At 36.6% G+C, this 15774-nt stretch carries 9 protein-coding genes; 1 reads left to right on the forward strand and 8 read right to left on the reverse strand.

The window, feature by feature from the left end; all coding sequences use genetic code 11:
* Positions 1-269: 269 nt before the first annotated feature.
* Positions 270-986: a hypothetical protein gene (locus tag HHU12_RS15165; protein ID WP_169657594.1), complete on the forward strand. Its 717-nt coding sequence runs from the start codon at positions 270-272 to the stop codon at positions 984-986.
* A gap of 84 nt (positions 987-1070) precedes the next feature.
* Here HHU12_RS15165 and HHU12_RS15170 read toward each other — a convergent pair whose 3' ends face one another.
* The 8 genes from HHU12_RS15170 to HHU12_RS15205 form a co-directional block, all read right to left on the reverse strand.
* Positions 1071-3620 carry a carbohydrate-binding protein gene (locus tag HHU12_RS15170; RefSeq protein ID WP_169657595.1) on the reverse strand — a complete coding sequence of 850 codons (2550 nt, stop codon included), beginning with the start codon at positions 3618-3620 and terminating at the stop codon, positions 1071-1073.
* Between the two features lie 228 nt (positions 3621-3848).
* Positions 3849-9599, reverse strand: a complete 5751-nt coding sequence (locus HHU12_RS15175) for an Ig-like domain-containing protein (protein ID WP_169657596.1) — start codon at positions 9597-9599, stop codon at positions 3849-3851.
* A 1060-nt stretch (positions 9600-10659) separates the two neighbouring features.
* A complete protein-coding gene (locus HHU12_RS15180; protein WP_169657597.1) occupies positions 10660-11271 on the reverse strand; it encodes a MarC family protein in 612 nt (203 codons plus the stop codon).
* Positions 11272-11373: 102 nt separating this feature from the next.
* Positions 11374-11940 (reverse strand): hypothetical protein, encoded by a 567-nt coding sequence (locus HHU12_RS15185; protein ID WP_169657598.1) that lies wholly within the window; start codon positions 11938-11940, stop codon positions 11374-11376.
* A 395-nt stretch (positions 11941-12335) separates the two neighbouring features.
* Entirely contained in the window at positions 12336-12956 is a 621-nt protein-coding gene (locus tag HHU12_RS15190; RefSeq protein WP_169657599.1) for a hypothetical protein, read from the reverse strand.
* Positions 12957-12968: 12 nt separating this feature from the next.
* Positions 12969-13490 carry a hypothetical protein gene (locus tag HHU12_RS15195; protein ID WP_169657600.1) on the reverse strand — a complete coding sequence of 174 codons (522 nt, stop codon included), beginning with the start codon at positions 13488-13490 and terminating at the stop codon, positions 12969-12971.
* Positions 13491-13615: 125 nt separating this feature from the next.
* Positions 13616-14605 carry a helix-turn-helix domain-containing protein gene (locus tag HHU12_RS15200; protein WP_169657601.1) on the reverse strand — a complete coding sequence of 330 codons (990 nt, stop codon included), beginning with the start codon at positions 14603-14605 and terminating at the stop codon, positions 13616-13618.
* 405 nt (positions 14606-15010) lie between these two features.
* Positions 15011-15529, reverse strand: coding sequence for a hypothetical protein (locus tag HHU12_RS15205; protein WP_169657602.1), 519 nt, complete (start codon positions 15527-15529; stop codon positions 15011-15013).
* Between the last annotated feature and the right edge of the window lie 245 nt (positions 15530-15774).

Here is a 15774-nt window from a genome sequence, read left to right on the forward strand (position 1 = left end):
TAATACAATGGATTGGGCTTTGGTAATTTATTCAATAAAGGGTCCCCTATTTTCAACGAATGAAAATTTCGACATAATTTATCTCCCATCGATAGACTCTATAAAAACCACTGAAGTACGTTGTTATTATAACACTATACAGAACCATATTTCAACCAAACTTAAATTCTTGTGAATGAGTGAAAAAATAAATAGATTTGTGTGTTACAAACGTATTTTGATGACTAAGTAAACTTATAATGAATTCTCGAATACCGATAGTTACCAAGATGGTATTAACCCTCAATGGTATTTATGGTATAATCGCAATTGTATCTTTTCTTACTGCCTTTTTTGCCTCCTACAACACTTTACGAACTTTTGACCTTAAGGCATTTTTATATCTTCAGAATGATATATCCACTGGCAATGGAGAAATTATCAATGTGTTTTATACTAATACAATTGAAAACGGTGTACCTATATACAGATATGATTATATTTTCCATTCAAAAATGGGTGATTTCAACTGGTCTTCCTATCATAAAGCAGGATACTATAAAGTAGGCGATAAAGTGATCATTGAATATCATAATCAAAAACCTCATATCAATAGAATTAAAGGAGTAAATCATTCTGGTATTGATCAGCTTTTCATTCTTGCATTAATTGTTACTGCATTTATGTTGTTTATTAATTTTTGGATTGGAAATAACCGGATTAATATACTATCTGAGGGAGAAATCACTAGAGCCATTCTATTAGAAAAGGAAAATACTTCAAATCCAAAAAGATGGTTGAAAAGAATGCAACTATCCTATATTACAAGCAACTGTCAAATTCGTCAAACTTCAAGGTTCGTCTTAAACCAACCTTCAACAACTGAATACACCTTGATCTATCATAAGAGTAAACCCAAAAAGACAATCATAGTGGAACATCTACCGTGGTATATTCAAGAAGATGTGAAAGACATTTATAACCTCTATTCTTTAACAAAACAGTAAAAAACGAAGCCAGAAGATCCGACTCCGTTTATTTTTACTTGTATGATATTATACATTATTTGAAATTACCAATTGTGGTAGGTACTAGTTCGTCAAAACCACTTTTATCTTATCCGATTTATCATCACCAATAATATTGATGAAGTAAATTCCTTTAGGTAACGTACTCAAGTTCAATTGATGTTTATAGTTGAAATCTATTGTTGTGTTTTGTACTTCTTCTCCATTAAGGTTATATACCAAAATCGTATATTTTCCTATTTCTAAACCATCTATATTCACTACTCCTGTTGAAGGATTAGGGTAAGCGTTTACTTTTTGGAACGTCTCATCATTGGAAGCTATAATTTCTCTAGCTCCACTTCCTGTTGAAAAGTTGACTTTATCTAAATTCCATTGCCAATCATTACTACCCGATGCTGTAATTCTGAAACTGTGTAATCCTGATGAAAGGTAAACGGATGAGCTTGCCGTCAATGCTTCGAAATTATTCCATCCTCCATTGGCAGGAACAGCATCCGTTGCCACTACGGTTCCATCTACTGAAAGCTGAATTCCTGTACCCGTTGTCATGGGAGTTGAGATCATATACTCAATGTTATAATCACCTGCATTAGGAACATTGACACTGTATTCTGTCCAGTCTCCACCATTGACGTAGTTAATACCTACACCTGTCATAATGCTTACTCCATAAGGAACGAATGCGTCATTAAATGTTCCGCCTGTGTTCGTAAAATCTTCGGCTTCTATACTGAAGTTGGAAGATGTTGGAGGGATAGTCACCTCCTCTTCAGGAGTGAAGACTAATTTATCTAAGTTCCATTGCCAATCATTACTTCCTGATGCCAATATTCTCAAATTATGATTACCACTGAAAGTAACCGTACCTGTGGCTGAAAGTGATGTAAAATTGCTCCAGCTTCCATTATTCGGAACATTGGTGGTGTTTACCGTAACGCCATCAACTAAAAGGCTCACTTGTGTTCCTGATGTCATAGGTGTTGAAATCAGATATTCTAAGGTGTAAGTACCAGTCGCATTGATCGAATATTCTGCCCAGTCACCCGCATTTACATAATTCACGCCTCCTGTCATAATATTCATACCGAAGGGTACTTGACCATCATTAAAAGTACCGCCTGTATTAGTAAATGATTCTGCTTCTACTGTAAAAGCTTCTCCTTGAACGGGAGGAGTGGATGAATTGCTTACGGTCACCGTTGAAGTAGCTGTAAATCCACCATCAGTTGATGTGGCAGTAATCACCGCCGTACCTTCTCCTACTGCTGTTACCACACCCGACTGATTTACAGTAGCCACATCCTCATTATTAGAAGCAAAAAGCATTGTTTGATCCGTAGCATTGGCAGGAACAACTTGACCGGTAAGATTACCTTGAGCACCTGTTTCTAATGCCAAAGCGGAAGGTGTCACCATAATATCAGTTACGCCTACAGTTCCTCCACTGGGCACCGGCTTGTACACTCTTACCCAATCCACTTCCATTGTATTTTTTGAATCAGCTAACAAATCTGCATTTGAAGGTGTTTCACCTCTACTTACCAACCAACTTTGCGATTCTACATTAATGATAATGTCCATCTCTTTTGTAAATCCATTACCATTTTGGTAAGCTCCTGGATCAATCACATTGATGCCATTTGAATTATCACTTGCTGATTGTAATGTATTCATATTAAATGAAGTACTTGTAGCGTAAAGCGTTACTTCAGAATAACCGTTTGAAGCATTGACAGGCATTCCACCCACATTATTTCCCCATGAATCCACCGTATTGGCAGGATGCTGACTGTTGTAATACGTATACTCCCAAGTGCCATTCATTAAAGTGGCAATGGCATTATGATACATCACTCTCACTAATTCTCCATCGATATAATACTCAAAATGATTTGGTGTTTTCCAATAAACGCCCAATCTTAAATACCTACGATCTCCATTGTTCCAAGCCCAATCACCCCAACCGTAAGAAGTATTTACACGGCTATCAGGCCACCAACTGTTCCAATCTCTTGGCTGATAATCATGAAATGGACTTCTAATAAAAGAGTGATGAGAAATGTGCGTCAAGTGCTTAAAGCCATTCACTCCACCGTAGTTTTCGATGATGTCAATTTCCTGCGTATCATCTGGACTCAATAACCAAAAACATGATGCTAAACTGATATTCGCCACGCTAATAGCAGATTCCACATAAACAGGATATTGCACTCTCGCGTTGGAAGTCACACAACCTGAGTTCACCCCATTATTCGGCAATCCCATTTTTGGAGCATTACCATTCCAAGGGTTGGCTTGATTGTTTTGATCCCATCTTGAAGCATTGATAAATAAGCTCCCGTTTTTCACAGATACATTTTGATATTTCCAATAGGTAGTACCCGGACCATCCCAAGCATTATGGTAGAAATTGTACCATTTTCCATCTCCAAAGTTGGTCTTTGCATTGACAGGGTTAAAAGTATAATTAAAGTCATCTGATACGTTGTCTTGCAGTTGCCAAGTGTTTCCTGATCCCGCATTGGCAGGGACGGCAATACCGCTCCAATCCTGTGCTGAGGTATTGAAAAACACCAAACAACCTAAAATTAGTAAGAGTAATTCTTTCATTTCTATAAACTAAATTGATAGTAAAAAATTTGATTTAAGGGTGTATTGATAGGAATGAAGAATGCAGAATGAAGGGTGAAGATTAGATCCAAAATGTAATTATAAAACGACTTCATAAATTACATTACAGACCAGATCATTCTTCACTCTACATTCTTAATTCTTCATTCCTTCAGATACTGAAAAAGTGCAACACTTCCCGAAGGAAGCATCACACTCCTTTTATCTTTATTTCATCACTGAAATTCTTACATTTTTCTCCACGCCTTCCCCTACAATTCTCATAAGGTAAATGCCTGAAGTAAGAGCTTCTACATTCAGTTGGTGAATGTATTTGAAATCAATAGCTTTATAATCCACCAATACACCATTGATGTTGTACAATGCCACTTGATAAGCACCGTTAGGTAAACCTTTAATATTGACAACATTGGTCGATGGATTTGGATAAAGTGATAATTCTTCTGCTAGATCTACTTTAGATTCCACTTTTCTTGCTGTTGAAGAAGCAGGGCTGAAAGTCACTTTATCAAGATTCCATTGCCAAGCGTTAGTTCCAGAAGCAATAATTCTTACGGTATGAATTCCTGCTGAAAGATTGGCCGTACCTGATGCTGATAGTGGTTGGTAATCATCCCATTGTCCATTGTTTGGAACGGCATCTGTTGACACTACAATTCCATCAATCTCTATTTGGATAGCCACATCACCACTCGTTGGCGTTGAAATTGAATACTCCATCTCATACTCACCTGCACCTTCTACATTCAAACTGTATTCAGCCCAGTCACCTGAGTTCACCCAGTTGATTCCTAATCCTGTCACACGATTCACACCCAATGGCACATTGCCATCATTGTAAGTACCGCCTGTGCTTGTGAAGTCTTCCGCTTCAATCACCAATCCGCTAGGAGGCGTCACAACATCTGTGACTGTAATTGTTGAAGTAGCTGTAAAACCGCCATCATTTGAAGTGGCAGTGATGATCGCCGTACCTTCAGCAACTGCGGTTACTAAACCGTTATTTACAGTAGCAACTGATGCGTTATTTGTGCTCCATGTATAAGAAGCATCTGTAGCATTGGCAGGGAGAATAGAAGCCGATAATTGTGCTGTTTCATTCACTAATAATGCGACATTGGCAGGAGTAACATTGATACCTGTTACAGGAACGGTTGGAGACGTTACTGGCGTTAATACCACTTTATCCAAGTTCCATTGCCAAGCATTGGTGCCAGCCCCCACAAGTCTTAATGTATGACTTCCATTGAGTACAATTTGATGTGCTGATTTTAAAGGCTGATAATCATCCCATTGTCCATTACTTGGCACATTATCTACACCTACCGAACTGCCGTCTAAGACTGCTTCAATCGAAGCTCCTGACATTGGCGTTGAAATGTAATAAGTCACTTCATAGGTACCATTTCCACTTACGGTATATTCTGCCCAGTCCTCACTGTTTACATAATTGATACCGATATTATCTACTTTATTTACTCCCAATGGAACAACACCGTCATTGAATGTACCACCTGTAGTTACAAAGCTTTCTGCCTCAATCACAATATCACTACCTTCTACTATTTCACTAACAGTCACTGTCGTCTGCGCTTCAAAACCACCATCTGCAGTAGAAACTGTAATAGTAGCTGTTCCCTCTGCCACTGCACTGACCACACCATTATTTACAGTGGCCACTGATGTATTAGAAGAGGTCCAAGAAACATTCTTATTCGACGCATTGACAGGAATAACCTGAGCCGTCAATTGAGCAGTGTTATTGACATATAAACTTAAAGTAGATGGCGTCAACGTTACACCCGTTACAGCTATAATATTGCTTGTTACTGTGATATCAATTGATGAAGTAATACCATCGGCTGTTGCTGAAATAGTTGCTGTTCCAACACCTATTCCTGTCACTACTCCACTGTTATTGACCGTCGCAACATTAGTGTTATTACTTGACCAAGAAATCACTTTTGGACAAACATTAGAAGGAAGAAGTGAAGCCGTTAGAGCCACTGTTTCCGCTTCTCTGATCGTTGTTGTGGAAGCATTGACCGTGATACTTTGCAGGTTTTCATCACAAGTAATTTCTCCTTCAAAGTTCATTTGGAAGTAATCCAGGTTCCATTGCCAATCCGATGTTCCTGCGCCTACTAAACCAATCGTTACATTTCCTTGAGGGAGATTAACTCTTTGCCCCAAAGCAACCGTTGCATAAGCATCCCAATCGTTCATTGGCACCTTCACGGAACCTTGGCTTTCACTATTGACGAACATCTCAATCACACCATCTTCTACAGCTGTTCCTGCAAAGAAAGCGACTGAATACTCCCCTGCTTGAGGAATAAATACTTCGTACTCTACGAAGTCGCCAGCCTGTACATTATTGATGCCTTGACCGCCTGTCGGAATATCATAAATAGCGATATCACCTACAGTTCCGCCCATATTGCTGAAAGATTCCGCTTGAATCACCAAAGTAGTTCCCACCGTAAGGTTACTTGTAGCCACCACTGATGCATTGGAAGCAGAAGTTGCCGTTAATGTCAGTGTACCTTCTGTTGTTGAAGCTGAAATTAAGCCGTTCGTATCCACAGTAGCCAATGCAGAATTGCTTGTTGACCAAGTGATGTTTTTCTCTGTGGTCCACTCCGGCACATACATAGGCGTCACTTGCATATTTCCGCCAGGGAAAACCGTGATGTCCGATGGAATAATGATTTGCGTAGGCTGTACCACCACTTGTGATTTCACACTTACATTGGCCTCAGCATACAAACCACCATCTTGAAGCGTACCTCTGATCACTGTATTTCCTAAGCTTACACCCGTCACCGTACCGTTGTTATCTACAGTGGCAACACCCGGATTCGTTGAAGACCAAAGTACTGTTTTATCAAAAGCATTGGTAGGTAAAACTTCTGCCGTTACAGGCAATGTTTGTCCAACTTCCACCTCTCTTAACCAATCCACCAAAGTGATGCTTTGCGGTCTGATTCTGTCCAGAATTGATAAATCAGAAGCACATTGACTGATGATTTGATTTCCGTTTAATGCAGAAACTCTTAATGAATAATTCCCTACTGCAGGTACATTATTCAACACTAAATCCACTGCTACAACATCTTTTCCTTTCACTTCTGTAGTGGTCGTTCCAGTTCCCAAAACAGTGTTTCCTTGCATTAATTCTACCTTGAGTGTTCGTGTACCCAAAAGATTCACAAATACATCAAAAGTATAATTGGTATTACCAGTGACCTCACTCACCATGGCATCACAATACACTTTTTCTTCTCCTACAATTCCCACATTGACAGTTGTAGAAGCAGTGATTACATTGCCATTATCATTAATTGTCGCTGTAATTACCGCTGACTCACCAATCGCAACACCTGTTACACTACCTGATTTTGGATCAACTTGTACTGCTTGATCATTCGAAGAAGACCAAACTGCCTCTTGATTTGTCGCATCCAATGGTAAAATATTCAATGTTAGAGGAGTAGTAACATAGAAATCCACATCTACACTGTTTCCTTCTTCAATCGAAAGACTTGCTACAGGAGTATCAGCATAAGGAATTGCTGAAATCACAAATGAAGAAGAGATGGTTCCATCTGTATTTGTAGCGGTAATTGTAGCAGTTCCTGAAGAAGCCACACCTGTCACCACACCGTACTCATCTACAGTGGCAACGCTTGTGTTATTAGAAGTCCATACTAACGCTTTGTCAGTTGCATTTACTGGAGAAAGTACTGCTTTTAAAGCCTCTTTTTGACCTTGCATTACTTCCGTATCTCCTTCAATTGAAACGCTATTTAACGCCACTGCATTTAAACCTTCACGACCTGGAGCTTTTGAGAAATCCCATACTTGAATTTGAGTCGTTGCCCAGTCCGTTGGTGCATTCGTTTTACATTCAATCGTATTTGAAGCCTGTAATAAACCTGCTGGAATATCTACTTCCAAAGTACCTAACCATTGGTTTCTTAGGTCTCCCATTGAACCTCTCCAATTACCATTGTGCTCTAATTCAACACCATTTAGCTTTACAACTACTGAACCTAAGTGCGCTTTAAAAAAGGCTCCTGAAACTCTTAAAGTTGCTTCATAATCTCCACTTGGAACTACAACACCATTGACTGAAGTAGTCAATGTAGGACTTGTTGTATGAATTAATTCACTTCCAAATTCATGGTAACCAGAACCAATCTTTTCACCCATAAATTTCGTTTCTTCAGAAGTTTGATCTAACGTCACAGCGTTTTCGAAAGTATACTCTAATACCATCGTAGCATCTTCGCTTAATGTCACCGATCCAGGTGCTGTAGCTACTGTAAACTCATCCAAAGCAGGCTTACCAAACTGCCCTTTGTTGCTATCCAAGTAAAGGTTTTTAACTAGCACGCTTTGAACAGGGTTTTCATAATCATCGTAAAATGAAAGGTTGATGTCTTTTGTATTATTTTCTAAGTTATTCAAGATCAAATAGATCTTATTACCATCTACATAAGCATCTACCTGTACATCACGGTTGGTTGATTTTGTATCGATACGAGTACCTTTTACATTACTCCATAGCTCAAAGAATTTGATGTACTCCGACCATTCCCATTCACCATCACCGTTTTCATCACGCATCATTGCATAAGGATAACGTAGGTCTTGATCTGGAATATCTCCCCAAATCGCTTTGATAGGTGTAAAAGGCATTGACTTCGTGATGTAATCCGGACGCTCCAAGAATTGCATAAACATAGCATTGAATGGTTTCAGGTTCTCCCAGTCCATTCTTTGCTGATCATAAACTCCCGGTCTGTTATTGTCATTGTACTGACCATTTACAGCTCCAAACTCAGAAACGATCAACTCTTTACGTGTTCCTGTTTTATGCAAATCATACCATTCGATAATATCCAACATCGCTTCAGTATGACCACCTGATCTCGTTGCAGAAGGGGCATCATTTGCATTCAGATTCCAACCCGGCCAATCATAAATGTGAATCGAGTAGAAATCCATGTTCGGACCACAAGCATCCATAAAACCTTGCCACATAATATCCCACTGATACCAAGGGTTAGATCTGTAATTGTTCGCTTCAGAATCCATCATGTTATGGTAAGTGATATACCCATCACCGTCCAGCCATTGATCCAAATAGTTTTCATCATAACGAGAAATACCATCCGGTAAGTGGAAGTCATGTAAACCCCAAGTCATACCACCGATTTTAGGGCGGTAAGGGTTATCCGCACCAAAACGCTCCTTTACGCCTTGAGCAACGAGGTTATGATATTCCCAGATTTTCTCTTGAGAAGTACACGTCATATGCCCTGTCATCATTGGCATATCAGGTTCGTTGATCACTTCCCAATAACCAGGTAACGGTTCACCTTGTCCACCTTCTGTTTTTCTAAAGAACATGTCCAGGTAATTCACCACCCATTCTGCAGAAACATCCACATCCATCGGTTGCCAACCTGTCCAAGTGACACCGTCGCCATTCCAAGACAACGTAGGATATGTAGGGTGAGGATTGGTACCGCCGATCAGTTCTCGGCTTTTTTTCTCATACTGATGTGTGAGATAATCTTTTTCATATTCCCCTTTTAACCAAGTCCCAAGCTCATTCATGTGCTCTAAACTAGGGCGGTTAGGACGATTGGGGTCTTCTTCAGTAGCACTGAATTTCCAAGTAGCAGAACCTGTATCTCTACCAAAATACGTATCGAGTTTATTTAAGAGATAGTCAAGTTTGTCTTCTTCTCCGTCCCAGTCCGTTTCGAAAGCGGTACCATGAAGGGTCATGTATTTTTCCCTTTCAAATTCGGATACACCGTTGACAGAGTGCTTGATATTTAAATTGACATCCACGTTGACGTCTTGTGCTTTACTGAAGTAAGCACATGAGAATAGTATTAAAAAAAGGGAGAGCCTTTTATTAATCTGTAAAAAATAGTTCATTTTTAAAATTTCATTTCATTTGATTTAATGTGTCGGAACTACAGTACTTAAAATAAGGCTACTGCAGTATCAAAGGACACTTAACTAAGCTTGGTTTCTTCACTACCTCTAGCTGATAAGGCATGAAGATGCATTTACACTAGAAAAAATCTAGAATAGATTAGAGATTTAATAATAATTCATTCATATTGCAGTTTGAAGTTGAACATAATTTCAATTTAGAGTCTACCACGATTAAGATTGCCGTCTTGTTGGTAGGCTCTTTTTCATTTAAAAGGAGGGAAGTAAATAAACACTTGTGGTGTTTGGTTTCGCGTTCACTAGTTATAAAAAAAGTGGTCACCACAAGTGTAATATCTACATTAGCAAATATGGAGAGTTCAAAAATCGGAATCAATTTTTCCGACTAGACAAAAACTGTATACCAGCTTTTTATTCTCAACAGCAACACCATCGCGAATCGTAAAATTTTACTAGACATTCAAATAAAAAACTAGACAAGAACTGTATAAAACTGGGCAATTGACACTACATCAAGAGTTTTTTGATGTTTTTGTTTAAGATTTGACTATTCAAAAACTGAACAATCAAAACTCCAAAAAAATAAAAATCTCCCCTAAAAAAAACGCTATTTATAGACCTTTTTTCTTTATTTCTACCAATTTCCCAGAAAAATATACAATTGTTCAATATTGAAATATTGATATCAACAACTTTACTTTAACTTACAAGGCATAAAAAAACACCTTGACGATATCATCATCAAGGTGTTTCATGAACTTAACTCTCTCAATTTTTTTTATCACTTATCTACTAAGCGCATTCATCTAACTTCTGATATAATAAACTGATATTAGAAGATTTTTGTTTCAATTCAAACTAATTTAATTCAAAACGATTGTTAAGAGTGTTATTGTTCGGTATTGAGTTAAGATTAAGAGGGAAGAATTAAGAGAAATATACCTGATTGTGGACCGTTAAATCCTTTTTATTCGGGTTATTTTGAAATAAATCAATTCGTTATTAAAAGTCATAATCCTTAATTATATTCTTAATTTGACTAATGATTAAAAAATGCACTCAATCCCATCAATATATGATTGACTGCTACAGCCGACAGAATTAAGCCCATTACTCTACTTATTAATGCTGCACCACTGTTTCCTATTTTATGAAATATTTTTGTGGAGAATAACATGAAAAACCAGGCAATTGCCATTACAGTAAGCATAATCAATGAAGTGATGAATTGTTCCTGAATGCTATATTTGCTTTTTTCTGTTAAGAGCATAACTGCCAAAATCGCTCCCGGACTAGCCAAAGAAGGAATAGCAATGGGAAAGATGGCCATATCGTCTTTGTTATCTACATGAGAAAGTTCTTCTTCTGGTTTACTTTCTCCAAAAATCATAGTCAATGCAAACAAGAAGAGAACGATCCCTCCAGCAATTTGGAAATTGGATAGAGGTATCTCTATCACTTCTAAAATCACCTCTCCTACAGCAATAAAAAACAGTAATACTCCACTTGCGGCAAAAGTAGCTTTCTTTGCAACGGACACTTTCTGTTCGTTCGTCATATTGGAGGTCATTGCTATAAAAACGGGTATCGTACCAATGGGATCTATGACTGTAAAAAAGGCAATGAATTTGGTAAAAAATAGTTGAAACATATATATTTTTAATAAGTATAAAATGGAAAGAAAACTACAGGCTCAGTTTGAGTTTATCAAAAAATTACACCTGTAGTCTGTCTTCCTATCTTGATTGTGAGACTATTTTTGTAGTAAACTGATGTCTTTCATTCTTATTTCAGTATATGAATTGTCCTCACCCTTTTTGTAATAAGCTGCTGTCATTTTCTCTTCTTGCATTAAAATCACTTTGTAGATTTCATTTTGATCTCCTGCCTCTGCTGTAACTACAGACATCTTATGTACTTTGCAAGCAGGAATCACTTCAGTGTAATTTCCGATTATTTCTTCCGGAAATGTAAACTCATTATGCTCTGTAATTTTAAGAAACTCCTGTCCCATTGCATTGTAATACCTTGTCTCTATGGTTTCATCTAAGATAAGAAGTACCTCATACGCATCTTCTTCAAGTAAAAACTCTGACGCCTCTTTATACACTGAGAAATAATCTTCTTCTAGCTCCTCAAAATTCACCAAAGAAATACTTTCTAAATAAGCTGAAGGTTCAGTTTTAAAAATGCCCTCCGCAATCTCTTCTGCTATTTTTTCTGAATCGTTTATCTCTTCATCAGATAAATACCTTTTCTGGGCAAAAATGCTATTGGACAGCAATAAAAGAAGTGTAGTAATTTGAACTATCGTTTTCATAATGTTTAAAATTTGTTGTTGATGAGATTATAAACGATAGTGTGAATTCAATTTTATATAAAAAACAGTTTTAAACTACTAAAAAACAACTGCACTTTACTGTCATTCCAACTACTCAAAACAAATGAATAGAACTTTAATAACTCAATACAATTATTACTGCTTACAAATAAAAAAGTAACCGAATCCTATGAGGAGACGGTTACATTATTCCAACTAAATGTGATCTGCTTTTATTATCAGTACCAAAACTTTTTCGGGTTATTGTAAGTACTAGGACAAAAGTAAAGGTACATTTTATCTTATCTTTTTTATCCTACTCTTCGTTAGATTTTTATCGCGTAACTAAGGCTATGCTCTGCAAATCTGCCTCGATTAGAATAAAAAATATCAAACTAAAACCTTCCCTTTTCTTCTGTCCTAGTACTTAGTGGATATAAGAACATCATTCCGTTTTGATACTGTTTTTTTTTCTGGGATAAAGAATACGTTCCATCCTTATTTTCAGTCACTTGAAGACTATGCATAAAGTCGAGTTTGATACCATACTTCGATGAAGGTTCAATTTGTGTTTTAGAAAACAGCAAAAAGTCTAAACCTGATTTTTCCAACCTTAAAGGGTACTTCACTCCATTGACATCCACAAGGTAATTATTACCTAATTCTACCTCTAATATTCCTTTCCTATCCAATTTCCCACTTTTGACGGGCACCTCATTCCAAAGCACTGTGTCTTTTGAAACAAAGCTCAACAAATCTATTTTTTTATTTTCCAGAGGATAATACAAAGTGTCACCACTGACCGATAACTGAAAGGAAATAATGTTGATCAATACAGAATCGAAATCTAGAAATGCCTGTCGGGTATTTCCCCGAATATCTTTACTTTCCAAACCGGTCGATTGAATATCAATAACTACACCTGAAGCGGGAAGAATAAAATGTTCTTCTTCGTAAATTTTGCAAGCGTATGCCAGTAAAATGAATACAACTAATAGAGCATAAAATTTCTTCAAAACAATATGCTTTTAGAACTGAAATCGAACCATCAAAGCGAAATCTCCTGAATCAAAATAGGAATGATTGGCAAGCCACCAAGTAGGTCTCCAATCAAAGCCCACTACAATTGGTGCTCCCGAAAAAGCATATTGAATACCTAAATTACCGCCAATACCAAAAGGAGACCAATCTTCAAATCGAACAGCCATACCAGCACCACCATAAACTGCTAAACCTGGTGCAGAACTCACATTAAACATCCAATCATAGTACATGTTCAACTGGAAATTGTGAGTGAATGTACCTGTAAAATGAAGTCTATTTTTATTGAGGTTATAAGTCATATCAATTCCCACATCAGAAAGAAAACGGAGACCTAATTCTATTTTCCCTTTCTTTCCTGCATTGACATCAATGGTGCCTTGGGGAGTTTGAAACAAATACGTTTTATCAATTTCTCCTTCTACATTTTTCAAGTTCCCAATATCTCCTGCTTTCACAAAATGGACAACAGAGGTCAATAAAATTAATAGGGTAAATCTGATTTTCATTGTTATAGTGTTTTGTTTGAATGAATGAGTCACTACTGCTGAGTGACATTATTCTTAAACTCTATTTCTGATTGTCAGACTTTTAAAAAACAACTCTATTTCATCAAAAATTGGTTATTTGTATTTTAATGATCCCATAGATAACGGTCTTGTTTGTAATCTTTCGGTGTTACTTTGAATTTCTTTTTAAAGACCATTGAAAAATGACTTGAACTAGAAAAGCCCAACTCCATTGCAATCATTGACATTGATAGTTTCCCTTCATGTAAAAAATCTCTCGACCTTGTTAACCTCACATCTTGATGGTATTGATGTATTGTCGTACCGAATACTTTTTTGAATAAAAACCGCAAACGGCTCTCGCTCAAACCACATTCTCTTGTAAGAAAATCTATATTAACGGGGCGGTCTAGAATATTCAGCAGAATTTGCCTTGCTTTCATAACAGGCTCAATATTAAAAGGGTATTTATTGGTCTCTATCATGCTTTCCCTTTTATTGATATTTTCAAAATAATGCAATACGAGATTACTGGCAAAAACCTGTGTCAATTCTTGTTCAAAAATATCTTCTTTTTTCACTTCATAGATACGATGAAAAAGTAATTTCATCTGAGGATCAAACTCTTCAAAAATATAAAAAGTATCATCTTTTCTAAACAAGCTTTGCAAGGTTTCTGAACGATTTACCAATTCATTGAAATAATCTTTTTTTAAGCGAACACTTACAAATCTCAACCTCTTCCCTTTTGGATAGGTCCAGCTGATTTCTCTCTCTGTATTTGTACATAATGCCCCATTTGAATTGAAAGAATAATCTTGGGTAATTGCCTCCCCGTTTTCATAAGTCACCTCTTTTACCACATTATCCTCCACAGGTTCACCAAAAAAGATCGGCTGATATTCCATCGGAATCGTGATTTCATCTCTATGAATATGAAGAGGTTCTTTGAGTATAAAATTAAATTTGAAGATTTCAATAGTGTCAGAACATTTATATCCCCTCACTTCTCCTTCTCCAACTGTTTTATCCAAAATAATGACATCACCTCTTCGTTCGCTCTTAAATGCTAATGACCATAAATCTAAATAATAATCAAACTCGTATCTGCTCATTTTGTAATTGTTTTTGCAAGTTATTGCCTTCCGAAAATTGACAACTTAAACCTTTACTTTGCAGTATTTTAGGTTGACTATTTTCAGTGTTTTATATAAAATAATTCATCTCTTGAAAAAATAATTCTTTTGAGGATTTGAAAGACAAAATAATTCTAGTTTATCTGATAATGATGAAATTATCGTTATTGAATGAAGTTTAATTAAACAAAAAATCAGTTCCCAAATGAAATTATTTCCATTCAGAAACTGATTAATATTGAAAGGCAAAAAAGACTTTCGTTTAAAGCGTATTTGTAATATATTTTAGAAGTGAAAATTATTCATTTCTGGTTGTGAGGAAATTAATAAACTCATGTTATGAAAGGGTGGATTTTTACTAAAAGAAATATTTCAAACATGCGGTTAATGCTTCATTTTGAATCCTTTATTCGCTTGAACCAACGGTTTTTTGTAATAATTCTTTTCCCATCGCAACTGTACATCCGAAGGAATCAGTCTGTAGTATACCCGTTCTAAAGGCGCTACATTATGCATTGAAAAAGGCTCACCGATCTTAATACCTACCTCTTTCATCTTTATCAGCATTTCTTTATTTCGAGTCAATGTTTTTTTATTTTTCATGATCAAAGAAAGTTCTGTAAGGAATTCTTCTAGTGAAAGAGATTTTACCTTCTCTATTGGTGAAAGTAATATTGATGATTGTTGCACAAAGTTGATCTCACCCTGTTTCGTTTTTTTTTGATTCGATTTTTGAGAATAATAAAGCAACACAATTGGAAAACCATAATTATAGATCTCAGCAATTTTTTGGGCATTATCCGTTACCTGTTGAGTAGACTGCTGAATTTCCTTAAAAGCATTAAATGAAGTCAGCACACCTATAAAACCTAAGATCACGAACAACCGATTATTAATTTCCATGATATAAACCACATCGTTTAAAGATTAAAGCACCAAATATTGAAGAGAACAATGATCTGGTATGAGTTAATAAATAAAACGACGTTACCAAGTGTCCGTTTTTATAAATTCTGGTTTTATGTTATTAAAATACGGTTAAAGTGCTCAGTCCAAAATAATGAACTGCTTTTGGCTGAGCACTTATATATTAGTAAAATATTAGAATGAACGCTACATGAATATCTTAGAGAAATTCGCTGTTCAAA

This window comes from Flammeovirga aprica JL-4 (assembly GCF_012844305.1).
Taxonomy (GTDB): domain Bacteria; phylum Bacteroidota; class Bacteroidia; order Cytophagales; family Flammeovirgaceae; genus Flammeovirga; species Flammeovirga aprica.

Excerpts from the sequence above, each read along its gene's own strand:
- HHU12_RS15165 (WP_169657594.1), top strand. The coding sequence starts at position 270 with ATGGTATTAACCCTCAATGGTATTTATGGTATAATCGCAATTGTATCT.
- HHU12_RS15170 (WP_169657595.1), bottom strand. The coding sequence starts at position 3,620 with ATGAAAGAATTACTCTTACTAATTTTAGGTTGTTTGGTGTTTTTCAAT.
- HHU12_RS15175 (WP_169657596.1), bottom strand. The coding sequence starts at position 9,599 with ATGAACTATTTTTTACAGATTAATAAAAGGCTCTCCCTTTTTTTAATA.
- HHU12_RS15180 (WP_169657597.1), bottom strand. The coding sequence starts at position 11,271 with ATGTTTCAACTATTTTTTACCAAATTCATTGCCTTTTTTACAGTCATA.
- HHU12_RS15185 (WP_169657598.1), bottom strand. The coding sequence starts at position 11,940 with ATGAAAACGATAGTTCAAATTACTACACTTCTTTTATTGCTGTCCAAT.
- HHU12_RS15195 (WP_169657600.1), bottom strand. The coding sequence starts at position 13,490 with ATGAAAATCAGATTTACCCTATTAATTTTATTGACCTCTGTTGTCCAT.
- HHU12_RS15200 (WP_169657601.1), bottom strand. The coding sequence starts at position 14,605 with ATGAGCAGATACGAGTTTGATTATTATTTAGATTTATGGTCATTAGCA.
- HHU12_RS15205 (WP_169657602.1), bottom strand. The coding sequence starts at position 15,529 with ATGGAAATTAATAATCGGTTGTTCGTGATCTTAGGTTTTATAGGTGTG.